Origin of the sequence: Bacteroides xylanisolvens, from assembly GCF_018289135.1 — a bacterium.
GTDB classification, from domain to species: domain Bacteria; phylum Bacteroidota; class Bacteroidia; order Bacteroidales; family Bacteroidaceae; genus Bacteroides; species Bacteroides xylanisolvens.
In genome coordinates this window covers 4,654,586-4,677,946 of record NZ_CP072216.1, presented here as the reverse complement: position 1 = coordinate 4,677,946, position 23,361 = coordinate 4,654,586, and the positions used below count along the sequence as shown (strand labels likewise).

The window sequence follows — 23,361 nt, the reverse complement described above, 5'->3', positions numbered from 1 at the left end:
ATCGGAAAGATCTAGTTAGAAGTATGAAATTTATGACTGGTTTTATATTGATAAAAAATAACAACTGTGCCTGAACCAGAAGGTCTCAGTAGCAATTTGGATTAAGCACAGAATAATTTCAAAATATCATATAATAAAAGAAAGATTATGTAAATCTACATAAAAATGGTTATGCAAACAAACTTACATAGAAGATATTGCTATACAGCTGATTACTATGTAATTGCAAATAAGAATGTTTACATTGTATTCAAATGAGTGAAGAGTGGTCCTTCTATTTACTACTCTTCACTCTACTTACTATTTTATTTATATTTTACTTGCAGAGCTTTTAAGAATTCCATTAAATCTCCATCTTTTTGCCATGTAGTTTTACTTTCCTGAATAATACCAGGAGTTAGTTTTTCCAATGCCTGTTCTTTTAATTTTTCACTTGCCCTGGCATATATTTCCGTTGTTGTTGTAGAAGCATGTCCAAGAAAGTCACGAATATAGACGAGATTTATACCCGCTTCCAACATATGCATGGCTTTGGAGTGCCGAAATGTATGACAGGATATATTACTTGGTATCAATCCCCAATATTGTTTCCTCGCATTTTTAGCATGTCTTTTCACAATATCTAATATGGCCATTCTCGTCAACCTTTCTCCTTTTGGATTAGGGAATAATGGATGGCATCTATATTGTGAAGCAAAAAGATTGTTCTCTTCCATATACAACCTTAAATTTTTCACTTGATTAGTAGAAAGAGGAACTACTCTAATTTTATTGCCTTTCCCATGTAATTTTACAGTAGTAGTTTCTCCTAATCTTATATTTTCTGGGGTTAGGTTTATAATCTCTTGAACTCTTGCACCGCTATCATACAATAGCCCCATAAGAATAAAGTCTCTACGCCCTTTACGAGTTGATAAATCCGGTTGTTCAAGTAATGCCTGTACTCCTTCTGTAGTCAGATAAGACATTTCCTTAAAAGGTGTTCTTTTCTGTTTGATACTCAATATAGCTTGCCAATAAGCCATGCCCTTAACTTCCCGATATTGAAGATATTTGAAAAAAGACCGTAGGGCGCTTAAACGATTATTTCTTGTTGATATTGAGCATTTTCTCGTTTCTTCCAGCCAATGCAAAAATCCTAAAACTCTTTCTTTTGTAATTTCTTTGAGGAATAGTTTTTCCGGTGCTATTAATTCAATCTTATACATGTATTGTATAAAAAGCATGAATGTTGCACTATACTGTTTTACCGTTTGATAGGAACAACCACATTCCATTGTGAGGTAACGGTTTAAATAATCTGTGAGATATTTTCCAAAATCTGTCATACATTAAATTTTTAATACATAATTAATCTGTCATTTCATCCATGTTTGGAAAAATATGATTGTGAGCCATATCTACTTGTCTTACAATTTCAGGAAACATGGTCTCCACTATTCTGACATATTTATTGGTAGCGGCAATGGATTGATGTCCCATATACGTCATTAGTATCAGCATCACATTATGTATATCTTTCCCTGATTCACATAATTGCACAAATGAATTTACACAGAATGTATGTCGAAGGTCATGCAGACGAGGTCCTTTTCGATTTTCATTTCGTACGATGCCGGCACGTTCTAAAATATGATTGAAAATGTTTGAAATAGTTTTTGATGAAATTGAAGTATCGTTACATTTTACAAAAAAATAGTTCTCTGGATTAATACTAAGCCCAAATTTCTGTTTTTTAGTTACATAATCACGGCATATTAGTGCTAAGGAAGGAGAAAGAGGGACATATCTGTCTTTCCCATTCTTACATTCTCTAAGTAATAAGCATTCATTTTTGAAATCAATATCACAGTGTTTCAATTTTATAGCCTCACCTATACGGATTCCTGTACCGTACAGCAGACGGATTAGGCATGGTATGGAAAATCGAGCTGAATTGATTACGTGGTGATAAGCATTTATTCTGTCGCACTCCTTGAAGATTCTTTCCATTTCGTCAGGTGTGTAAATGTAGGGGACAAAATTTGATTGATGTTTGGGTAATATTGGAATATATGAATCATATCCAATTGTTTGCAGGAAAGAAGAGAATCCTCGAAGAATGATAATCCTATAATAGCGATTATCTTCAGATTCTCCAGGGAATTTACAGCACCAAGCATCAGCCAAATCTTTGGAAATCCCAAGGACCTTCTCGTTTCTATCATTGGCAAACTTGTCAAAGCGCTTTAACAAACATTCCATTACAGTCGTTTTGCAACCTATATTTTTCTTGTATTCTATATATTGGGTAATTAACCCAGAGAATACACTATATAATTTACCAGTTCTCTTTCTCATATATTTCTAAGTAAAATATTTCAGGAATTTGAGGTACTTCAAGTGCGCATTGCCTTAGATGCTTCAAATCAACTTTTACATAACTCATGGTGGTTAATAAATTGGAATGTCCGAGAATTTCAGAAATAACGCTTGGGGATTCACCATTCTCAAACAAATTAATAGCAAGACTATGACGTAAAGAATGAGGACCATGTTTACGTGTTGATATATCTATCTTGGCTGCTAACATCCACTCTGAGACAATCCTGCTCAATGCCTGGGGTGAAATCCTTTGATATGGAGCCATATGTTCCAAAAAAACATGCGGACTGTCAATATCAGGTCTTCCGAACTTGATATAATCAATAATGGCACTTCCTATTTCCTCTGATAATGGAAATAAAACAGGCTTCCCCGTCTTTGCCTGCACAAGGGACAAACGGTTGAACTCCCATTCAAAATTGGCATATGTAATTCCTACTATATCCGAAGCGCGGAGTCCATAACGTGCTGCAAGTAAAAGCATTGCATAGTCGCGTTTTCCTTTAGGACAAGATCTGTCTATTGCGTCCAGCATTTTTTTTATTTCCTCCCTACTATAATATGATGGTAATTGAGGATTTTTGGGACGATGAAGGCGTAAAATCCTATTCCAGCGGGAAAAATTGCAATCTGCTAATAAATTACGCTCACAAGAGTATCTGACAAAGGCTCTTACAGAAGAGACGACGTGAGGCCAAGGACGTTTCTTTCGCTTCAATTCACGTAAAAATAACAAGCAACCGGGAATATCAAACTCTTTAACCAGTTTGTTGTTTTCTTTTAGAAAATCATACAAGTCTCTCAAATACAAGTGATGTTTGCTCACTGTTAGAGGGCTTTTAATTCTCCTTTCATGACAAATAAATTCATTGAATTGTATGCCTAAATCTCCTTTGAATTCAAACATAGGACTTCGCGGAGTTGGTTTTCCAATGATAATTCCTGTATGCAGAACTTCATTCATTATTTTTATATGTCTAACCATGTTCTTCTCAAAATCAGACAGTTGGGCGTATGCCATACTCTTGTGACGAGTTTTCAAAAAATCTTCTCCTACACGAGCAGAATAGATTTCAATTTTATTTTCCAGCATATAACATTCCAGTTTATTATAACTACTCTTAAATGCACAAATAGTTAAAGGTGCATAATGCCTTTCACGCAGTTGTTGGACAACTTGTTTCCTTAAATCATAAAAATTACTTTCTTCCATAAAACATTATTTATTGTTAGATATAAATTGAAGCTCCATCAAATCAAGTAGATGGAGCTTCAATATATCTCTTATTAGGGAATAATGCTATGATTTTAACTACTAAATTAGGAATATTATGTAAAAAGTAATCCTGTAAAAAATAAATATACCATCTGTTAGTCAATGATTTATATTTCCTTTATTTACATAATATACTCGCTTACATAACCCACATTGTAAGCTAACGTGCCAAGCAAAATCGAATCAACCCCGAATTTACGGAACATGGCGACAAATTTGCGCAGGTCTTTCCGCAAAAGTTCATCCGCATCCCGTTTTGTCATGGTTCGTGCCGAATACTTCTCGTTTGGCAAAAGTTTGTGACCCCAACCGACGTATGGGTAGTGTTTTTCTGAGTGCCAGCCTTCAAAGTAGCGGCAGCATAAAAAAGCACGTTCCATAAGCGGCAGTCGGTAGATTGCCGCCTGCCCGTCCGTTCCCTCTTGGCGGCTGATCTGCGCGGACACAGAACAGACCGTCAGAAGTGAACAGAGCATTGTCATGAATACACGCATCATTTCAACAAGGGGCTGAAGTTGCCGATGGGAACGATGGTAAGATCGTCGTCCTTTACATTCCTGTTGTTGAAGTCAAATTCCAGTTCGTAGGAGTTGCTAAAGTTATCCTCCACCACCACGATGAAATTATGCGCCTCATCACCCGCCGCCGTGTAGTACAGGCGGAATTTTTCGTTCTCCAGCAGGTAGCGGTCGTTAGGCAGGAAGGTGATGCCGTTATCCATTTTGAGCGAGCCTTCCCCCTCGAACTGGAAATAGCGGATGGTATAGAGCGTACCCGAAAAGTCGCCCTCCTTTTTCAGTTCACAGCGGATTTCCACTGTCTGCCCCTTTACTACCTTGTTCGGCACGGGCATGACCTCCACCGTGAAGGGATAGGACTGCTGGATGTCCATGTCATCGTCACATGACACGAGGGTGAATGACATGGCGGCTATCAGGCATAACGCCACTGCCTTGAATATTGATGTTCTCTTGTTTCTGTTGTTCAGTATGTTCATTGTTCTTCGATTTTTAGATGGTTGTTTTTCTGTTTTTTCGTTGTCAGTTGCAGGTACTCGTTCAAGTCCTTGCAACCGTCATAGAGGGAGGAACGGTCGGTGACACGTTCCCCGTATCGCATGGTAAGTGCGGCAAGCGTCCGCCGTCCGGCTTCGTCACGGTCGAGGAAGCAGCCGATGCGCCCGTATCCGTCCAGCAATCCCGCCGCCTTCTCCACGTTGGCGACTGAGTTCAGCACAAGACAGTCAGCGTTACCGGTTACACCAAGCGTCACGGCAGAGAGAAAGTCCATGAAGCCCTCGAACACGAGGCACTCGTCAGCCGGGATGTCATTCGCCTTTACCAGTGATACAGACTTCGGAGGTATGCAACCCTTGAAATATCGGCTTCTGACTTCATAGCCACCTGCCATGTTCGGAAAGCCAACGGCAAAATACCGTTTCCCACGCACACCGTAGTTCAAGCGGCAGCAGTGACGGGATGCGATGGCGTAAGGGATGCCCCGTTCCTCTAAATACTCCGTCAGCAGTGAGCGGAGCAGCGGAGCGACCTCCACATCCTCAAAAACGGATTCGGTCGGCTTCGAGAGATAGACGGGCTTTTCCCATCCGGCAACCGTCATATTGGCGGCTTCCGCTATGAACTTCGCTTGCTTCATGAAGTCATCGCTTTGCAGAAACTCCCCGGCAAGCGTGAAGATGTCGCCGCCCTTGCCCAAACCGAAGTCGTACCAGAGCTGTTTCGCCACGTTCACACGGAAAGAGGATGTGCGCTCGCCCCTGTACGGGGCAAGATACCACAGCTCGTTACCGCTCCTTCTGACAGGCTCATGCCCCAGCCGTGCGAGAAAATCCGCAAGCGGCATCCTTCTGACAGCATCTATTTCCGTCCTTTCCATGCCCGTGTCAGTTGATGATGAACTTGATACCATATGTTAGCTTTCAATTTATGTTGTATAATAATTGTATTTAACTTGCGAACGGTTAGTTGTGTGTTTTTTGGACAACATATTTCTGGATGTCTACCTATGCTTTATTACTAATTAAAAAAACTGTGCTTATGATAATAACAGAACTTATCAAAGACAAGAGTCGTCATCAAGAGTATCTTGAAGCTCCGATGCTATCTGAAAGGGAGTCATATATTGAATACCTCAGAAGCAAGGGAGGCAAAGACGATTATCTAAAGAAAACATCACTATTCCTGTTAAGAATAGTTCGTATTCTCCCAATTGACAACAAACCTCTCGTATTTGAGACCGTTTCTGTATCCATTAAATGTTTCTGCCAGCAGAATCAACTTGGAATCACTTCTGAAAAACATATGATCAGAACGGCAATGAAATGGATACGCTTTATTGGCTTGTCTAATCTTGACGGACTTATGGAAGCCCCTGTTTTAAACAGCTTGTTTCCTCGACGTCAGTCACGTGTAAAAATGGCGTCTGCTCCAATGCTTGTAGAAAGGGAAGCTTTTCTAAAGCATAGTCGCAACTTGGGATATTCTGACAATTATCTCAGACTGATAGCGTATATCCAACTTCATGTCGTTCAAAATTTATCCATATGCACTCGGATTTCATTTTCAACAAAAGAAATCATTTCAAGCGCAGAAAAATACGCATGTGGAGGTAAACAAACAGATTCTAATGTAATATACCGAAAAGGGGTATTTACAAGAGTTGCTATGGGCTGGCTTGATTTTTTAGGCATACAAGTCACCAAGAGCACTTCTTTTTGTTTTAATGAATATGCAGAAGAATATTTACGTTTTCTTTCTGACGAGAAAAACTATTCAAAACATACCATTAAAGGTAAACGTAAGGTTCTATGTTGTATGTTACCCGTCCTTGGTCAAATACATCCAGAGTTGTTCTCTATGCAACCCAAACATATTGATATGTTCTTTACAAGAATCCATAAGGAATGGTATATCAATCGTAGAACATTAGCCGAATACATCAGCCATCTGCGTTCGTTCCTTCGATATGCCGCTACTCAAAGCTGGTGTTCAGACAAGTTATCCTTGGCACTCAAAGCACCACGTTTGTACTCAGAGGACGGTCTTCCTTCCGCTCCAGAGAAAGAACATGTACTCGGAGCCGTTCAATTTTATTCAGACTTCAATAGTAAAACAAACATTCGGAACTATGCTATAATGATGCTTCTGTCCGTTTATGGAATCCGCACGCATGAACTGGTCAGTCTACAACTGAATGATATAGACTGGGACAAGGAGACAATCCTGTTCCGTCGCTCCAAAGGTGAACGGGCTCAAGTCTTTCCGCTTACCGTGAACGTCGGTAATGCCATCATACGTTATCTGACAGAAGTAAGAGTAAATGATTCTTCGCAAAAATCATTGTTCCAATGTATGGTACCACCATATAGAGGAGTTAGCCACAATGCAGTATATGCTATTGTGAGCAAGGCTCTAAGAAGTCAGGGGATGGAACTTAGACACTATGGTCCCCACGCACTGAGACATTGGACTGCCACACGGCTTGTCAACGAAGGATTCCCGTTATATAATGTCAGTCGACAACTCGGACATGAAAGCCCGGATTCCACAAGGATATATGCCAAAGTGAATCTGAAAACACTAAGTATGGTCGCAGAAATGAATTGGGAGGATTTGCTATGACTGTCAAAGAAGCTGTAATCAAATATATTGAGTACAGACACAGCCTTGGAGAAAAGTTCAAATCTGCCGGTATTCTTCTTGTGAGCTTTAGCAAGTTTATCGGTGATACGACCGATATTTCCTCAATCAATATGGAATCCGTGAACTCGTTCCTCTATAAGGGGAACAAGGTTACGGCTATGTGGTTTGCTCGTCACACGTCCCTGAAGGGATTCTTTCAATGGGCTTTTCAACGAAGCCTTATTGAAACAATTCCATTGACATTGGATATGCCGAAGAGACCTGCCGGACTTGTTCCCTATATCTATAGCCGGGATGAACTCAAGCGGTTGTTCAGTTCTGCTTTGAACTATACCAGGAGAACTCAGAATGTAATCATCCCTTTTGTATATCAGACAATGCTGATTACCATGTATACGATGGGACTTCGCACTTGTGAAGTCATAGCACTGAGGGTAGGCGATATAATTTGGGAAGAGTCTTACATCATTGTACGTACTACAAAATTTTACAAATCAAGGATTGTCCCATTCAACACTCAAGCAAAAAAAAGACTTTTGAGTTATTTTGACTGGCTCAAAGAGTCCGGTTTTTCGGTTGATAAGGACGCTCCCTTTTTTGTAACCAAGCAAGCTCAGGCTGTCAACCTCCATACTTTCCGGAACAGTTTTAAACTGATACGGAAAAAGGCAGGAATAATCCGCACGGACTCGGATAGATACCAGCCACGGATACATGACCTCCGGCACACGTTTGCAATCCATCGTTTGATTCAATGGTACAAGGAAGGAGTAGATGTACAGCAGATGTTACCTATCCTTTCCACCTATCTCGGACATACTTCTATCAAGTATACAAGTGTTTATCTAACGATGACTCCTGAATTACTGGAAACGGCATTGCAACTTTTTGAGAATTACAGACTATCAAAATAATAAAATATGAATACCCATAATGAATACATAAGCTATTGGCTACGCCGGTTCTTACTGGAATATGCCACAACTGTTCGCAATCTGTCAAAGAACACTTTGTTGAGTTATCGTGACACGTTCAAGCTGCTGCTGCCGTACTTGTCAAAAATGAACAAGATCGGGATAGAAAGACTTTCCGTGAACCTCCTTACAAAGGACAATGTGCAAGACTTCCTGAAAAATCTTGAAGCCTCGCGCCAAATATCCTCTGCAAGCAGGAACCAACGGCTTACCAGCATACTTGCATTTGCCAAATATCTCTCAACTTATAACCCGGAACATGCAGAACTTTATCGGGAACTTAGACTCATACCCATGAAAAAGCACCAGAAACCAATGATTGGTTATTTGGAGAGGGACGAGATGGAAGCATTGCTTGATGCCCCGGATAAAACTACACAATATGGTTATAGGGACTATGTCATTATCCTGTTCATGTATAATACGGGAGCCAGAGTGGATGAAGTTTCCAAACTGGTTGTTGCCGATTATGACTATACCACCTCTACTGTTATACTGCATGGAAAAGGCAATAAAACACGTAGGTGTCCTCTTTGGAAAAGTACCAACCGTGAAATACGGAAACTTGTCAAAAACTTGGCTCCTACACAAAGCATATTTATAAATCGCCATCACGCCCCACTTACCCGCTTTGGTATATATGGACTGATAACAAAATATGCCGCTGAAGCTGCTAAAAAATGCACCTCTCTTAGAAAAAAGAATGTAACGCCTCATGTGATAAGGCACACGACAGCTACACATCTTCTTCAAGCTGGAGTAGACATTAATACTATCCGAGCATGGCTTGGACATGTTTCTGTGGATACAACCAATGTCTATGCAGAAGTTAGCATGAAAGCCAAATCTGAAGCACTTGATTGTTGCGAAGTGATTAGTTCCACAAAACAAAAGTGCTGGAAAGATAATCCTGACATCATGGCTTTTCTCAATGGGTTATATAAATAAATATGTTGTCCCCAAAATACACAACTAACTGTTCACGAGTTAAATACAATTATTATACAACATAAATTGAAAACTAACATATGGCGTGAAATGTTATATATAACATTTCACGCCGACCCCGAACTGCGTGTGGAACTTCCGTGTGTCGCCACCCCAAAGGCAACGCTCCCGCAGGTTGGCAAGCAGGGCGATACGGTCTGCCACGTAACACTCCACATCGAGCGTCAGCGCACCGCCGTAGATGAAGGCGTCCCGGTCGTGCAGCGTGGAGCCGTCATGCAGCACCTTCTTCCCCCAATTTACCGCCTCATATCCGGCGAGAGCCGAAGCCCCGGCATAGACGAAAACAATCTTTCGGGCGTCCGACAGTATCTTGAAGTAATAGCCGCCCTCCGCCGTGAACTGCGCCACGGGTATCTTGGTGTCCTTGTAGGGATTGTTCTTCAACAGGTATTCGCCACCGAACACCCACTTGTTCCCCTTCTTCGTGTAGGTGGAGAGAGCCGCCCCGAAGCTGTACCCGCCGTCCTTGCCGCCGAGATTGAAGCCGTCCGCCATGTCCGCCCTCACCTCGATGCCCTGCATCTTCGGCAGACACCGCTGGGCGTGCGCCTGCCCTGTAAAAAGGGCAAGCGACGCGATGATTATTGCGATGTACTTTCTCATGGTCAGCGTACTTGAAGTTCGTTGATGGTACCCGCGCGTACCAAATCCTCGTTCTCAATCACGAAGGACTGGTGACGGCCGCCGTTCTTCTCGTTCAATTCCACCACGAGGCACTTGTCATCGGGGATGGTGAACTTCGCCATCGTGAAGACCGTGCGCTCGCTCTTTTTGCCCGGCACGAGGGTGGCGTAGTTCTGCGCGCGGAGCGGCAGAATAATCTGCTCCTGCACGGCAGTACGCTTCGCAACCTTCTTGTCCACGATTTTCCAAGTGATGTAGTCCACATCGAAAGGCACGTTGCTCTGGTTCTTTATCTCCGTGTGGAAATAAAGCAAGCCGTTGTGCGTGTAGATGCCTTTCAACAGGTATTGGATGCCGAAACGCTTGCAGCCGATATGCTTCACCTCGCGCTTGTTCTGTTTGTGGATGGACTTCATGATAAGGCGCACCAGCATCGGGCTTTCGCTGCCCAGCTCTTTCAGATAGATTTCCTGCGCGTTGTTCGGGCGGTTCACCGTGCTGCCGTCATGGATGAAGTCGCACATCTCCACGTTGAGCAACAGCGGTTCGGCGGCGTACTTCACGTTGAAGGTGTAGAAACTGCCGTCCTCCGTGATGACGGACATATTCGTTTCGTTGGGAAAATTCCTTACGGTAGCCTTCACACGGATGATGTTCTCCGCTCCGTCGGCTTTCCCGGCAATCAGGTCGGGCGAGCCTAAATCGACATAGCGCACCTCCGCCGGAAAAATGACGTGGACGGTCTTGTCGTAGGTCACTTCCAGACCGTGCGGCGGTATCATGCGGTCGAAGGTCAGCTTGCGTGACAGCCCGTGATATAGGTCGCCGTCCGCCTCCTTCTGCGGATAGACCTCCTTCGTCAAGGTCGGTTGTTCACTTCCGTTGGTCGTTTCAACGGTTACATTCTCCTGCGCGTTGGCAGTTATGATGCCCATAGCGAGGGCAAACATGATGATTACTTTTCTCATTACTTTTGGATTTTAGTGGTAATTTTTATTGTTTTCAATATTTTTCTTGGTAAAGCATGACCCTGTACCCGGCTTTCAGATGCACCTTGACGGTTCGCATCTTTTTGGCGATGTACTGGCTCGTGCCTTGTATCAGCCCCTTGCCCAAGTCGGAGGCGAGCTGCGCCCCGGCATTGGTGGAGATGTTGATGCTGCTTCCCAGCGAGCCGCCCATGTTGGCGGCGACCTCCCGGACGGCGTTCATCTCCATCGAGTTCGGGATGAAGATGCCGGGCTGTCCGTCCGTGTCATAGACCGCAAGCTCCACGGGGATAATCGTGCCGTCGTATTCCAGCGAGGTAATCTCGATGTCGAGCCGCTCACCCTGTATCTTGCCCGTGCCGACCACCACCGCACCCCGGGGTATTGTCCTGCCTGCCACCGCCATAGGCTCCAGCAGGCGCAGCCTTACCGTCTGCCCGTCCGTCACGCTCTGCGCCCCATGCACGCACGCCGGTATGGTGTTCCTGTCCAATACCTCCGCCGTGCCGACAGCCGTGTTGAAACCCCGGTTGCGTTCCTGCGATAAGGCGGCGACAAACTCCGCGTTACTCATAGGCTGTGAGAGTGAAGAAACTACTTGATGCTCCACCTGTCTGATAGGCATTGCCTTGTTCTTCTTCCCTTTCTGCACGGTAGTTGGCTCTGCCCTCTGTTCCGCCGATGGCTGTCCTCCGTTCTGACCGCCCATGTACTTTGCCGCCAGCTCGTAGGACTTCTCCATAAGAGCCACCTGCTCGTCCATAGAGGAAGCCTTGCCCCTCTCGCTTTCCAGTTCCGACTCCAGCGATGCGATGCGCTCCAACAATTCGTCCATCTCCGCATTGTCGTTTTTCGGCTGGTCGTAGAAGTTTCCGAGCGTGGCGTTCAGGTCACGGTAGGCGGCTGCGGAGGACTGGATGGTCTGCGGCGTGGCTGGCTTTGCCCTTTCTTCCTTGCCGCCCGGATTGGCGAGGTCGAAGTCCACTCCGTTCTCCGTTCCCGCTATCTCGCGGTCGAACATGTCGCCCAGCTGCCCGATGGCACGGTTGCGGCTCTCCTGACGCTCTTCCATCTCCCCATGCTCGTAGGCTTTCAGCTTGTCGCCGATAATCTGCCGGTTCGCCTTGTCAGCGTCGGGCATCTCGGTGTTGTATCCGTCCGTTCCCGGCGGTTGCTCCTTGCCGGAGGACGGGGCGAATATCAGCCACATCGCCCCGATGAACACCAACACCATAGCGGGCAGCACGATCATCTTCTGCCGTTTCAGCCGTTGCGCCTCTGTCAGCGGTTCGCGCTCCTTTTTCGGTTTCCCCGTTTCGGGAGCAGCTTTGTTCTCTTTCGTCGGTTCATTCTTTGTCTGTTCCATATAAATAAGGTGTTAAGTGATTGCCTGTTTCCGCCGGGGTCGGCAGTTCCACCCGTCCGGCGTGTCCCGTTTCCATATGTGAGCCGTCGTTCCTGCCGATGTCATAGACGGCTCTGCCGAAGGTGTAAAGGGCAAGCACCGCGAAGGCGGCGAACATCCCCAGCACGATGCGGCGGCGTGTTTCCGGCGGCAAGCCGTCCAGATACCCTTTGAGACTTGCCGCCAAGCGTTTCCGTTTGTCGTGGAGTTTCCAATACATGCCCCACATTGATTTTCTGATACTTTTCATGTCCTGTTACCGTTTGATAGTCTGTAAATCCTTGTTCTCAATGATGGTGAAACCCTCGATGGTAAAACCGTTCGGGTTGTCATCCGACCGCGATGCGTTCAGCAGGCGGCAGGTGGTCACGAGGCTGCGCTCGGTGACGTTGCTCTGCCGGATGATTTTCTGTGTGGCGTAGGTCACGGCACGGTAGGGATAGGCGTTGAAGTCGCACACCACGCTGTCCACCTTCAGCACTTGGTTGATGTTCCCGGCGATGATGCGGTTGTAGTACCCCTTCTCCGCGAAGTCCGAATAATAGTGGTACACGCTCTTGTCCGCCAGCAGCAAGGCACGTTTCACGTTGTGTTCAATCGCGCTTTTTTCAGGTGATAGCGTGAAGAACATCTCGTGGAAACGGCGCACATGTTCCCGTGCCTCCGCCGGGCGGTTCTGCGACAAATCCTGAGACAAGGCGAGCATCAGGCTCTTGCCGTTGTCCAGCACATAGATTTTCTCCCGTTGCTTCTCTGCGAAACGGTAGGAGTTCCACACGCTCCACACCGTCACCACGGCGCACAGCGAGAGGAAGACGATACCGAACAGGCGTATCTGCCTGAACGACGATTCGATGTTTCTAAGTGATTTGAATTCCATTTATATTTTCCAATTTATGATTGCACATTGATTATTTCAGCAATTTGCCGACACGTCCGACTGCGTTTCCTGCGGCTGCACCCGCCACGCTGCCCGCCATGCTTCCGGCTCGTCCCGCCATCTGGTTCACGTTGCGACCGTAACCGCCCATGCCTCCGGCTTGGATAATCCAGCCCGCAACGGTGGGAATGGTAAAGTAGCCGATGATGCCGATGCAGAGGAATACGATATACACCCCGTCGCTCGAATCCAGCGAGAAGTTCGGGTCTGCCTGCATCCGCTCGATGTCGTTTTGCAGCATCAGAACCTGTATCTTCGCCAGTATGGTGCTGAACATGTCCGATACCGGTAGCCACAGATAGACCTGTATATAGCGGCATATCCACTGCGTGAGCGTGTTTTGGAAACCGTCCCATACCGACAGGGCGAAGGCTATCGGACCGAGAATCGCCAGCACCACGAGAAAGAAGGTGCGGACGGTGTCTATCACGAGGGCGGCGGCTTGGAACAGCAGTTCGAGTATCTCGCGGAAGAAGTCGCGGATGCTCTTCTTCATGTTGTACATTCCCCGGTCGATATACATTCCCGCCATCGTCACCATGTCGGAGGGCGACCAGCCGAGTTCCTCCAGTTGCTTGTCAAATTCCTCGTTGGACACGAGGTAGGCGGTTTCGGGGTTGCGTACCATCGCCTCGTATTCCAGTTTGTCCTTCTGCTCCCGGTATCGGTTCATGTCCAGCGTTTCCGCCTCCAGCATCTTTGCCGTGCCCTGTACGACGGGTGAGAGGATGCTGTTTATCGTGCCCAGCACCACAGTCGGGAAGAACATGATGCACAGACCGATGGCAAAAGGACGGAGCATCGGGAATACGTCTATCGGTTCAGCTCTCGCCAGCGACTGCCATACCCGGTAGGCGACGTAGAACAGCGCACCCAGCCCGGCGATGCCTTTCGCCACACCAGCCATGTCCCCACACAGCGGCATCATCTGCTCATAAAGTGAACGTAAAATCTGATGAAGGTTGTCGAACTTCATAGGCTACCAGTATCTTTCGTTCATGTTCCCGTACAGCCCCATGATGCGGTCGAGGTCGTTCTTCTTTTTCGCACGCAGGTAACTCACGGAGATGTTCTTGTTCGTGTAGTAGCTCACGAGGTTGCGGTAACGCTTCATCTTCGAGTGGCAGCGTTCCACCACGTCCATGCGCTCCTTGTCGGTCATGGAGAGCGTGGTGATGTTCACCACGTTCCTGAGTTCCGTCAACACTTCGTTGCTTTCCTCCAGCAGTTTCGTGTAGCCGAAAGCGATTGCGGAAAGCTCTTCGGGTCTGAAATTCCCGTCACGGAGCATCCGTTGGAAACTGTTCACATAGATGTCTGTGATGTCGCCCACCATCAGGATGGTCTGCTGCACCTTGCGGGCGTCCTTGACCAGATTGTTCACCGATTTGAGGGCATCGTAATACTTCTTGCCCTGCTGATAGATTTTCACCGTCTCCTGAAAGTTGCTCACCATGTTCGTGGCGGTCTTGGAGGTATGGATGATGTTTTTGGAGGCATTGATGATGCCCTGCGCTAGATTGCCCGGATCGCTTACGACCCACTGTGCGCTTGCCCTGCCCGCGAAAAGCAGGCACAGGCAGATAATCATTGTTATTCTTGTTCTCATGTTACTTTGGATTTTAGTGGTTGTTATTCTTCGGTCGGATGTCCCGGCTGCGGCTTCACCCGCACATAGTCCCCGTTTGGCGAGAAAGTCAGCACATCCGTGGCCTCGTTGTAGGACACGTCGATGCGGAAGCCGGTGTTCATGAACAGGTTGCCGTTCTCCTCCTGCAAGAGATAGGTTTCCGGCTTGAGCTTGCGGCGCAAACCGCTACGACGGAACACCGTCACTTTGTAGGCTTCGCCCTCCTTGTAGATAAGCACGTCAGGTTTTCCCTCCACGCTCTCCCAGTTCCCGCACAGCATGTCGCGGCGGTTGTCGGCCACGTCGCAGGATTGCAGCATCATGACCGCCAATCCGATAAGGCACTTGCTGACTTGCAGCATTTTCACTTTTGGTAAATTCATACGCGTTTTTCTTTTTTGGTTGATACATTCTGTTTTTTAGTTATTCCTTGTTTCTCCGCCTTTCGGCAAGCTGCCGGATGGCGGCTTCGATGTCGTCGCCCAGCTTCTCCGCCAGACGGTAAACCTCCACTTTTTCCGTTTCCTCGGTGGTGTACGCCAGATACTCTTCCGCGCTGACCTCCGTGGCATAGACCGCCGACTGCGTGCCGCCCAAGCCTATCCACACCTCCTTGTAGAGCCGTGAAGGGTTGTTCGCCATGTTGATGGAGAGTATCTGCGACTTCTCCTTTTCCGTCAGTCCGAGCAACGCCTGTATCTGGTCGAACTTGTTCATATATTTCCTTTGGTCAAGCAGGATTTTACAATCCGAGTTGTTGATAATGCTCTCTTTGACCACCGGAGAACTGATAATGTCGTCCACCTCCTGCGTCACCACGATTGCCTCGCCGTAATATTTTCTGACCGTCTTATACATATAGCGCAGATATTCAGCCATGTTCGCCGATGAGAGGGCCTTCCAAGCCTCTTCCACGATAAGCTGTTTCCGCACGCCTTTCAGCCGCCGCATCTTGTTGATGAAGGCTTCCATGATGATGATGGTCACGACGGGGAACAGTTCGCGGTTTTCTTTAATCGAATCTATCTCGAAGACGATGAACCGCTTGCCGAGCAGGTCGATGTTCTCCGTGGAGTTGAGCAGGAAATCGTAACGCCCGCCCCGGTAATACTGCCGCATGGTGGTGAGCATGTTGTCGATGTTGAAGTCGGACTTCTCCACCTTGATGTCACGCTGTGCCAGTTCCTTGCGGTAGTCGTCACGCATATACTCGTAGAAGGTGTTGAACGACGGCACGATGCTACGGTCGGATTGGATGCGCTCAATATAGGCACTCACGGCACTGCCCAGCTCGCCGCTCTCCGTCTTTGTCACCTTGTCGTCCTCCGACTTCCAGAGCGTCAGCAACAGGGTCTTGATGCTGTCCTTCTTCTCCACGTCGAAGATGTAATCGTCGGTGTAGAACGGGTTGAAGCTGATGGGCTTATCTTCCGTGTAGGTGAAATACACACCGTCCGCTCCGCCTGTCTTGCGTCGGATCATGCCGCACAAGCCCTGATAGGAGTTTCCCGTGTCCACCAATACCACATGTGCGCCTTGCTCATAATATTGGCGCACGAGGTGGTTCATGAAGAAAGACTTGCCGCTGCCCGAAGGACCCAGCACGAACTTGTTGCGGTTGGTCGTGATACCTCGCTTCATGGGCAGGTCGGAGATGTCAAGGTGCAGCGGTTTTCCCGTGAGCCTGTCCACCATCTTGATGCCGAAGGGCGAGAGCGAGCTGCGGTAGTTGGTTTCCTCTGTGAACAGGCACACCGCCTGTTCGATGAAGGTGTGGAAACTCTCTTCCGCCGGGAAGTCCGCCGCATTGCCGGGTATCGCCGCCCAGTAGAGTGTCGGGCAGTCGATGGTGTTGTGGCGCGGCACGCATTCCATGCTTGCCAACTGGCTGCCCACGTCGTTCTTGATATGCTTCAGTTCCTCCGCATCGTCGCTCCACGCCATGACGTTGAAGTGTGCCCGTACCGAGGTCAGTCCGTAGGAATGGGCTTCGTTCAGGTATTGGTCTATCCACTCGCGGTTGATGCTGTTGCTCCTTGAATAGCGAGATAGCGACTGCATGTTACGGGCGGACTTCTCGAACTTCTGCAAGGTTTCCTCACTGTTGTCTATCAGCACATACTGGTTGTAGATATGGTTGCAGGAGAGCAGAAGCCCCACCGGGGAGGCGAATGACAGTCGGCAGTCACTCCGGTCGGTGGAGAGCTTCTCGTAACGGGTGTCGGTAGCCACCTTGCCCGGCAGGTCTTCCGCGTCGGAGAGGGTGTGCAGACACAGGCGGTTGTCGCCGATGCGCATCTCCCTTGCCGAAAGCTCGATGTCCTGCAAGGTGGTGTCACCTTCCGGCATGAGCGAGAAGTAGCGTTCAATAAGTCCCGTCTTTCCCTCAGTACCCACAATCTCATCGGTGGAGAGGCGGCGCAGCCTGACAAGCCCGCTGTCGTTCATGATGCGCTCGAACTGTTCGCAGGCTTCCAAGAACTTGGTCGTGGTTTCCCTGTCCAGCTCCTTCGGGATGATATGTCCCCGGCACAGCGTGCTGAAATTGCTCTGCATCCGGTTACGCTCCTTTGTTGTCTTGGTCAGGTAGAGGTAGCAGGTGTGTTTCAGGTACGGACGCTCGTTGAAGTGACGCTCGAAAGAGCGGCTTAAAAAGCTCATGTCGTCCTTCTGAAGCTCCGGTTTGTAGCGTTCCTTGATGAACCAGTCCTGTTTGTGGACGACGGAGTAGTCCGGCAGCACCTTGATAGCCTTGCACCAGCAACTGTGTATCGCCTCGTACTCCGCACCCGTCACGGTGTAAAGTTCCGGTAGTTCCACCTCGAAAGCCACCGTGATGTCGGCGTCCTTTGAGATGATGCAGCCATGCTCCACCGCTAAAAGTGGGAACCTGTTTTCCAGTGTTGTCATTTTCGATGTATTCCTCATTGTCTTTCTTCCTTTCGTTGTCGTTTGAACAGACGGGTTATCCGCCGCCGGTTGATAAGGTATCGGGGATGGCTCCGTGCCGCTCCTAATTTCATCAGCCCGTGTTCACCGTACCGGGCGTTCAGCGCGAAGGTCTGCCATACAAGGAGGGAGGACGATGCCGCGCCGAAGCCGATACATATCCACTGGTCGATACCGACCATGTAGAGGATGACGAACAGGACGAAGAGAGCCAGCAGACCTCCGCAGAAGATGAAGAGGTACTGTGCCTTCAAGCCCTTGAACTCTACCGGACGGCCGATACCCTTGTTGATTGGGTATTCAGCCATACATTATTTATTAAAGGAAGAATGAGCGCAGGATGGTGGCGGCAACAATCAGGAAGATGCACGCGCCGAACCACGAGGCGGCTGTCTTGCTGGTGTCGGGGTCGCCCGATGAAAACTTGCCGTACACTTTTACGCCCCCGATAAGCCCGACGACTGCACCGATGGCGTATATCAGTTTAGTTCCGGGGTCGAAATAAGAACTCACCATAGAGGTGGCTTCGTTGATGCCCGCGATGCCGTTTCCCTGCGCGAAAGCGGAGGCGGTTGCGGCGATGACAAGTGCCGCGGAGAGGATTGCTTTTCTGTTTTTCAAGATGTTCTTGTTCATAAACTGTTCTTGTTTTTTGCCGTCAAAAGGGTGGATGGTCCTTTGTCGGGCGGTTGATACTTTGTTTCTTTACTTTGGTTTTAGTGGATGCCCGTTTGTTTCCACGGACGTGGGCGTGTCCGTTGCGGATGGGGATGCGCCTTGCGTTTCCTCGCCGCGTGGGTTGATGTCATTCTTTCATGTTCATTTCTTTTATTGTTGTCATACATAGTTGCGAATGTCGAACTCCTCGATGTTGTCCGGCACGACGAACTCCTTTTCAGATTTCTTCAGCCGAATCTCGATAAGCCCCTTGATGCGGATGCCTATCTCCGAAGAGCCTTCCATCATTTTCTCGTACAACTCCGTGCCCTCCATGTCGGTGAACACCTTAGCCGCCTTTTCACGTTCCGCCTGTGTCGCGTCCGGGTTTTTGGCGGTCTTGCAGGCGTCGTCAATCTCGTCAAAGCTGCTGCCCGAAGCCCGTGGCGTGTCCGAGGCGTCCTCTTCCGGTTCGTCGTCCCCGTATCCCAGTTCCTCCGGCGGTATGCTCGTGAAGGTCTCATCGAGTTTTTCCTCCGGGACTTGTGCCGGGCGGGATGCGTTTCCCGTTTTTCCGTCGTCAAAAGTAGCCTCTTCCTCCGACAGCTCAATGCCTTTTTCAATAGTGGCGGCTTCTTGCGTCGGTATGGCAGCGGTTGTCCGGGTGGATGCCATCCTGAAACGGCTCTTGCCGATGATGTCCGCCTTTTCCGCAGGGACTTCCTCGTGTGCCGCTATGCGTTTAGCCTCATTCCCGTCCAGTGACCGCCATAATCCGACAATGCCCTTGAAGAAGCGGACAATCCGCGTGTCCATGATGCGCTCGTAAAGGAGCAGGAACAGGAACCAGAGGTTGCAGCCGACCGATACCGCCAGCAGAATGTCTGTCATGCTGATTGTGTAATTCATATCCTTCCGTTTTTGGTTAGAATACTGAATTGTAATTTCGGGCATAAAGGCTCTTTATCGCATCTTCGCACTGGTTGAAGTGGTGCGTCAGCACATGGTCGATGTAAGCGGACAGCGTAAGCCGGTCATGCCCGATTACACGGGTGATACGCATGATACGCTCGTGGTACTCCGGGCGCACATACGCCATCTTCCCCTCACGTGCCTTTACTTCCGGGTCGCGGATGAACAGGCGTTCATAGTCCTTCTCACTGCATTTGCCGCTTACCGGGACAGGCGACAGTATTTCCACACTCGCCTGCACTTGGGTAAACATACCTCCGCAGTCTTGCTGTGGTCTTTTTTCATTCGGTGTCATTTCTTTTTCCATTTTCAAATCAGATCTTCACGTTGTTTCTTGTACAGTTCGTTGATTCTCTCCTTGTGCTGTTCCAGATGCTGGCGCAGCACGGTATCCACATATCCGCCTACTGAGATTTCCCCTCCGGCGATGTCGTTCACGATTCTGAGGATCTTGCCGTGGACGTCACGGCTGATATAGACACATTGGCGGGTCTTTATCTCGTTGCGGCGCAGGAATAGCTCGTTGTAGTCCTCGTCCTGCCTTTTCCGGCGTCCACTTTCCCTCTGCGCTTTTTCCCGTGTTACGGGTTGCACAGGAGATGGTTCCGGTGCGGCGGTGTCCTCTTCGGTCGGTGCAGCTGCGGGTACTTCCTGTGCGGGGCGCAGTGTCCCGTCCTGTGTGCGCCGCCCGATGGAGGCTAACAGCAGTTCCTCGTCGATGCCTTCCGTGTTCACTTTCCTGCTGCCCATGCTCACTGCGGTCTGATGATGTCGCTTATCTCTTCGGAAAACTCCCGGATGCCACTCCCTTTCAGCAGTGCCGTGTCCATCGGGAAGATGGTGGAGCGGAAAACGCTCTTGCGCTCTTCCGAAAGGTCACGGCGGAACTTCTTGCTGTCGGGCAAGCGGGTGGAAAGTACCGGAAAGCCCATTTCGGCTATCACTTCCTCGTAGATGCCGTACAAGTCGTTCCTCTCCCTGCCGTCCACCATCGTCCAGAACAGATGCAGCCCCTTTGTTTTCGCCTGTCCGGTAGTCATCAGCCTGTCGCGGAACATCGTGACGAATTTCAGGGTACTCTCCACGACAAAGCGGTCGGCACTCAGCGGAGTGAAAATGTAGTCCATCTGCGAGAGCGTCTTTATCACGCCGTTGCTTCGGAGTGTGCCGGGCATGTCGAAGAACACCACGTCGGGTTTCACGTCCTCAGTGGCAATCATCCTCTCGGCATCGTCGAGGGCGTTCACCGCATTGCTTTTGACGATGGTGTAGGCGTTCTTTTTGATCCGGCGGAAATGGTCGCAAGCGAGAGCCTTGAAGTAGGTGCTGCTGTCGATAAGCCCCATTTCGTGTTCGCGCAGCCCGTGGATGCTGTGCTGCGGGTCGTCGCAGTCCACGACGGCGACATTGTAGCCTTTCACGTTGTGCAGGTAGCTGGCGGCAAGTGCCGTGACAGTGGATTTGCCGATGCCACCTTTCTGTGTTGCGAATGCAACGAAGATTTCCTTACTCATAGTTCCATTTATTTTAATTGTTGATGATTTGTTTTTCTGTTTCCATACGGATTTGGCTGTCGCACCATCCGCTTCCGTGACTACACACGCAGGCGGGTCGTCGCGTATCCGGTTCTGTGGTGAAGCGGTGCGTCGGACAAATGGTGATTGACGACATTGCGTCATGAAGTCATTGAATCCATACGTCACCGAATTGTCGGAGAACCGGGTTTCCGACGGTTCGGGTATCCGTTTCGGCAAGTATCCGAAGAAGCGGATTTCCGGGTATTTGAATGTTCCGTTTATCATATCTTCAAATCGTTCGTTTCTTGAATCATGCTGCAAATAAACAAGTATATTTTGGAACCTGTATCACTTCTCCGGCAAGTGGCGGCACGTTGCGCCGGTTGGCAGTCATTGACCGGGTCAAGCATCTGTCCGATACCGCTTTAAGGGCGTAACTTTGCACCCGGACAGCAGGGTTCGCCGATGACGCGCGGCCCGGAGTCCTGAAAGGTATTTTCCCAATCCGTCCCCTGACGGATTTTTATGTTCACCTGAACATAGCAAGATGTCTTTTCAGCCGCTCAAAATATTTTGAGCAGCCACGAAAAGCACTTGCCCTTGCAGGGGGCGGGCTTTCCCTCCGAAGTCGGGAAGCCTTTCAGAACTGCGGTGCTGTAATCCGAAGCGGCGGCTTATGCCGTCAATCCGCTAAATCCAAAGTAATATGAAAGAGAAAAGGAAAAGCAAATCAGGGAGAAATCCCAAACTTGATCCGGCGGTGTACCGGTACACCGTCCGTTTCAACGAGGAGGAACACAACCGTTTCCTCGCCATGTTCGGAAAATCGGGTGTCTATGCACGGTCTGTTTTCCTCAAAGCGCACTTCTTCGGGCAACCGTTCAAGGTGCTGAAGGTGGACAAGACGTTGGTGGACTATTACACCAAACTGTCGGATTTTCATGCACAATTCCGTGCCGTGGGTACGAATTACAACCAAGTCGTGAAGGAACTGAGGCTGCATTTTTCAGAGAAAAAGGCGATGGCGTTGCTCTACAAATTAGAGCAACACACCGTCGAACTCGTGAAACTGAGCCGCCGGATTGTGGAACTTTCAAGGGAAATGGAGGCAAAATGGTCGCAAAAATCAGTGTAGGAAGTTCGTTGTACGGCGCGATTGCCTACAACGGGGAGAAGATTAACGAGGCGCAGGGGCGGCTTCTCACCACCAACCGCATCTACAATGACGGTTCGGGAACGGTGGACATAGGCAAGGCGATGGAGGGTTTTCTCACCTTCCTGCCACCGCAGATGAAGATCGAGAAGCCGGTGGTGCATATCTCTCTCAACCCGCACCCGGAGGATGTGCTGACCGATATTGAGTTGCAGAATATCGCCCGCGAGTATCTGGAAAAACTCGGTTTCGGAAACCAGCCTTATCTTGTATTCAAGCACGAGGACATCGACCGCCACCACCTGCACATCGTGACGGTCAACGTGGACGAGAACGGGAAAAGGCTCAACCGGGATTTTCTCTACCGCCGCAGCGACCGTATCCGCAGGGAACTGGAACAGAAGTACGGATTGCATCCGGCAGAACGTAAAAATCAGAGATTGGATAATCCGTTGCGCAAGGTGGCCGCATCGGCAGGTGATGTGAAGAAGCAGGTAGGCAACACCGTGAAGGCTCTGAATGGGCAGTACCGTTTCCAGACGATGGGCGAATACCGTGCGCTCCTTTCCTTATATAATATGACGGTGGAGGAAGCGAGGGGCAACGTGCGCGGACGGGAGTATCACGGGCTGGTCTATTCCGTCACGGACGACAAGGGTAACAAGGTGGGCAACCCGTTCAAATCCTCGCTTTTCGGGAAGTCCGCAGGCTATGAAGCCGTACAGAAGAAGTTTGTCCGTTCCAAATCGGAAATCAAGGATAGGAAACTGGCAGACATGACGAAACGCACCGTCCTTTCCGTGCTGCAAGGCACTTATGACAAGGACAAATTTGTATCCCAACTCAAAGAGAAGGGCATCGACACCGTACTGCGCTACACAGAGGAAGGGCGCATCTATGGGGCTACCTTCATCGACCACCGCACGGGATGCGTGCTGAACGGTTCGCGCATGGGTAAGGAGCTTTCGGCGAATGCCTTGCAGGAACACTTCACCCTGCCATACGCCGGACAACCGCCGATACCGCTATCCATCCCTGTGGATGCTGCGGACAAGGCACACGGGCAGACCGCCTACGACAGTGAAGATATATCGGGCGGTATGGGCTTGCTCACTCCCGAAGGTCCGGCGGTAGATGCCGAGGAAGAGGCTTTCATCCGGGCGATGAAGCGCAAAAAGAAGAAAAAACGCAAGGGCTTGGGTATGTAATCAGAGTATCAACAATTAAAAAATCAATGT

The 23,361-nt window shown here is 48.8% G+C and carries 26 protein-coding genes and 1 pseudogene; 6 read left to right on the top strand and 21 right to left on the bottom strand.

The features are described from left to right. Nucleotides 1–305: 305 nt before the first annotated feature. The 6 genes and pseudogenes from INE92_RS19490 to INE92_RS19465 all read right to left on the bottom strand — a co-directional run bounded on the left by INE92_RS19490 (nt 306) and on the right by INE92_RS19465 (nt 5,536). Entirely contained in the window at nt 306–1,328 is a 1,023-nt protein-coding gene (locus tag INE92_RS19490) for a tyrosine-type recombinase/integrase (RefSeq protein WP_195335411.1), read from the bottom strand. A 22-nt stretch (nt 1,329–1,350) separates the two neighbouring features. Next, complete coding sequence (locus INE92_RS19485) at nt 1,351–2,340, bottom strand: tyrosine-type recombinase/integrase (protein ID WP_195335409.1); 990 nt, start codon at nt 2,338–2,340, stop codon at nt 1,351–1,353. Beyond that, complete coding sequence (locus tag INE92_RS19480) at nt 2,321–3,577, bottom strand: site-specific integrase (protein WP_195335407.1); 1,257 nt, start codon at nt 3,575–3,577, stop codon at nt 2,321–2,323. Before INE92_RS19480 ends, INE92_RS19485 begins: the two co-directional genes overlap by 20 nt. Before the next feature lie 209 nt (nt 3,578–3,786). Continuing rightward, nucleotides 3,787–4,137 (bottom strand): annotated as a pseudogene (locus tag INE92_RS19475) (lysozyme family protein); the annotation flags it as partial. Continuing rightward, nucleotides 4,134–4,637 (bottom strand): DUF3872 domain-containing protein, encoded by a 504-nt coding sequence (locus INE92_RS19470; protein ID WP_004291525.1) that lies wholly within the window; start codon nt 4,635–4,637, stop codon nt 4,134–4,136. The gene INE92_RS19470 and the pseudogene INE92_RS19475, both read right to left, overlap by 4 nt. Next, complete coding sequence (locus INE92_RS19465; RefSeq protein WP_004291524.1) at nt 4,634–5,536, bottom strand: toprim domain-containing protein; 903 nt, start codon at nt 5,534–5,536, stop codon at nt 4,634–4,636. The genes INE92_RS19470 and INE92_RS19465 overlap by 4 nt, the downstream gene beginning before the upstream one ends. 161 nt (nt 5,537–5,697) lie before the next feature. Between INE92_RS19465 and INE92_RS19460 the strand changes: the two genes are divergently transcribed. The 3 genes from INE92_RS19460 to INE92_RS19450 are packed head-to-tail and all read left to right on the top strand — an operon-like array spanning nt 5,698 to nt 9,224. Beyond that, the gene (locus INE92_RS19460) at nt 5,698–7,281 is read left to right on the top strand and encodes a tyrosine-type recombinase/integrase (RefSeq protein ID WP_158561365.1); all 1,584 of its coding nucleotides are present in this window, start codon (nt 5,698–5,700) and stop codon (nt 7,279–7,281) included. Further along, the gene (locus INE92_RS19455) at nt 7,278–8,216 is read left to right on the top strand and encodes a tyrosine-type recombinase/integrase (protein ID WP_117652438.1); all 939 of its coding nucleotides are present in this window, start codon (nt 7,278–7,280) and stop codon (nt 8,214–8,216) included. Before INE92_RS19460 ends, INE92_RS19455 begins: the two co-directional genes overlap by 4 nt. Nucleotides 8,217–8,222: 6 nt before the next feature. Continuing rightward, the gene (locus INE92_RS19450; RefSeq protein ID WP_117652437.1) at nt 8,223–9,224 is read left to right on the top strand and encodes a tyrosine-type recombinase/integrase; all 1,002 of its coding nucleotides are present in this window, start codon (nt 8,223–8,225) and stop codon (nt 9,222–9,224) included. A 93-nt stretch (nt 9,225–9,317) separates the two neighbouring features. Here the strand turns inward: INE92_RS19450 and INE92_RS19445 are convergent, their stop codons facing one another. From INE92_RS19445 to INE92_RS19375, 15 genes are all read right to left on the bottom strand, one after another. Then, nucleotides 9,318–9,890: a conjugal transfer protein TraO gene (locus tag INE92_RS19445; protein WP_130081730.1), complete on the bottom strand. Its 573-nt coding sequence runs from the start codon at nt 9,888–9,890 to the stop codon at nt 9,318–9,320. A 2-nt stretch (nt 9,891–9,892) separates the two neighbouring features. Then, nucleotides 9,893–10,879 carry a conjugative transposon protein TraN gene (traN, locus tag INE92_RS19440; protein ID WP_004291522.1) on the bottom strand — a complete coding sequence of 329 codons (987 nt, stop codon included), beginning with the start codon at nt 10,877–10,879 and terminating at the stop codon, nt 9,893–9,895. 34 nt (nt 10,880–10,913) lie between these two features. Continuing rightward, nucleotides 10,914–12,266: a conjugative transposon protein TraM gene (traM, locus tag INE92_RS19435; RefSeq protein WP_004291521.1), complete on the bottom strand. Its 1,353-nt coding sequence runs from the start codon at nt 12,264–12,266 to the stop codon at nt 10,914–10,916. Next, nucleotides 12,247–12,534 carry a TraL conjugative transposon family protein gene (locus INE92_RS19430; protein WP_018697145.1) on the bottom strand — a complete coding sequence of 96 codons (288 nt, stop codon included), beginning with the start codon at nt 12,532–12,534 and terminating at the stop codon, nt 12,247–12,249. Before INE92_RS19430 ends, traM begins: the two co-directional genes overlap by 20 nt. 27 nt (nt 12,535–12,561) lie before the next feature. Beyond that, nucleotides 12,562–13,185, bottom strand: a complete 624-nt coding sequence (gene traK / locus INE92_RS19425; RefSeq protein ID WP_004291519.1) for a conjugative transposon protein TraK — start codon at nt 13,183–13,185, stop codon at nt 12,562–12,564. A 31-nt stretch (nt 13,186–13,216) separates the two neighbouring features. Next, nucleotides 13,217–14,221 carry a conjugative transposon protein TraJ gene (gene traJ, locus INE92_RS19420; protein WP_004291518.1) on the bottom strand — a complete coding sequence of 335 codons (1,005 nt, stop codon included), beginning with the start codon at nt 14,219–14,221 and terminating at the stop codon, nt 13,217–13,219. Nucleotides 14,222–14,224: 3 nt separating this feature from the next. Continuing rightward, nucleotides 14,225–14,854 (bottom strand): DUF4141 domain-containing protein, encoded by a 630-nt coding sequence (locus INE92_RS19415; RefSeq protein ID WP_004304283.1) that lies wholly within the window; start codon nt 14,852–14,854, stop codon nt 14,225–14,227. Between the two features lie 23 nt (nt 14,855–14,877). Further along, on the bottom strand, nt 14,878–15,258 hold the full coding sequence (locus INE92_RS19410; RefSeq protein ID WP_004291516.1) for a DUF3876 domain-containing protein: 381 nt from the start codon (nt 15,256–15,258) through the stop codon (nt 14,878–14,880). A gap of 40 nt (nt 15,259–15,298) precedes the next feature. Next, nucleotides 15,299–17,803 carry a TraG family conjugative transposon ATPase gene (locus tag INE92_RS19405; RefSeq protein WP_004291515.1) on the bottom strand — a complete coding sequence of 835 codons (2,505 nt, stop codon included), beginning with the start codon at nt 17,801–17,803 and terminating at the stop codon, nt 15,299–15,301. Then, on the bottom strand, nt 17,800–18,132 hold the full coding sequence (locus INE92_RS19400) for a DUF4133 domain-containing protein (protein WP_004291514.1): 333 nt from the start codon (nt 18,130–18,132) through the stop codon (nt 17,800–17,802). Before INE92_RS19400 ends, INE92_RS19405 begins: the two co-directional genes overlap by 4 nt. Nucleotides 18,133–18,142: 10 nt before the next feature. Continuing rightward, nucleotides 18,143–18,460, bottom strand: coding sequence for a DUF4134 domain-containing protein (locus INE92_RS19395; protein WP_002560983.1), 318 nt, complete (start codon nt 18,458–18,460; stop codon nt 18,143–18,145). A gap of 201 nt (nt 18,461–18,661) precedes the next feature. Beyond that, complete coding sequence (locus INE92_RS19390) at nt 18,662–19,390, bottom strand: hypothetical protein (RefSeq protein ID WP_004304280.1); 729 nt, start codon at nt 19,388–19,390, stop codon at nt 18,662–18,664. 16 nt (nt 19,391–19,406) lie between these two features. Next, on the bottom strand, nt 19,407–19,760 hold the full coding sequence (locus tag INE92_RS19385) for a DUF3408 domain-containing protein (RefSeq protein WP_004291505.1): 354 nt from the start codon (nt 19,758–19,760) through the stop codon (nt 19,407–19,409). Between the two features lie 2 nt (nt 19,761–19,762). Further along, entirely contained in the window at nt 19,763–20,203 is a 441-nt protein-coding gene (locus tag INE92_RS19380; RefSeq protein ID WP_004291503.1) for a DUF3408 domain-containing protein, read from the bottom strand. A gap of 2 nt (nt 20,204–20,205) precedes the next feature. Continuing rightward, entirely contained in the window at nt 20,206–21,132 is a 927-nt protein-coding gene (locus INE92_RS19375; RefSeq protein ID WP_005783105.1) for a ParA family protein, read from the bottom strand. Here INE92_RS19375 and INE92_RS26980 point away from each other — a divergent pair. From INE92_RS26980 to mobB, 3 genes are all read left to right on the top strand, one after another. Then, nucleotides 21,131–21,295, top strand: a complete 165-nt coding sequence (locus INE92_RS26980) for a hypothetical protein (RefSeq protein WP_196029218.1) — start codon at nt 21,131–21,133, stop codon at nt 21,293–21,295. The two genes, INE92_RS19375 and INE92_RS26980, sit on opposite strands and share 2 nt — an antisense overlap. Nucleotides 21,296–21,676: 381 nt before the next feature. Continuing rightward, nucleotides 21,677–22,105, top strand: a complete 429-nt coding sequence (gene mobA / locus INE92_RS19370) for a conjugal transfer protein MobA (protein WP_004291488.1) — start codon at nt 21,677–21,679, stop codon at nt 22,103–22,105. Next, a complete protein-coding gene (gene mobB, locus INE92_RS19365) occupies nt 22,084–23,331 on the top strand; it encodes a conjugal transfer protein MobB (protein ID WP_004291483.1) in 1,248 nt (415 codons plus the stop codon). The genes mobA and mobB overlap by 22 nt, the downstream gene beginning before the upstream one ends. Nucleotides 23,332–23,361: the final 30 nt, after the last annotated feature.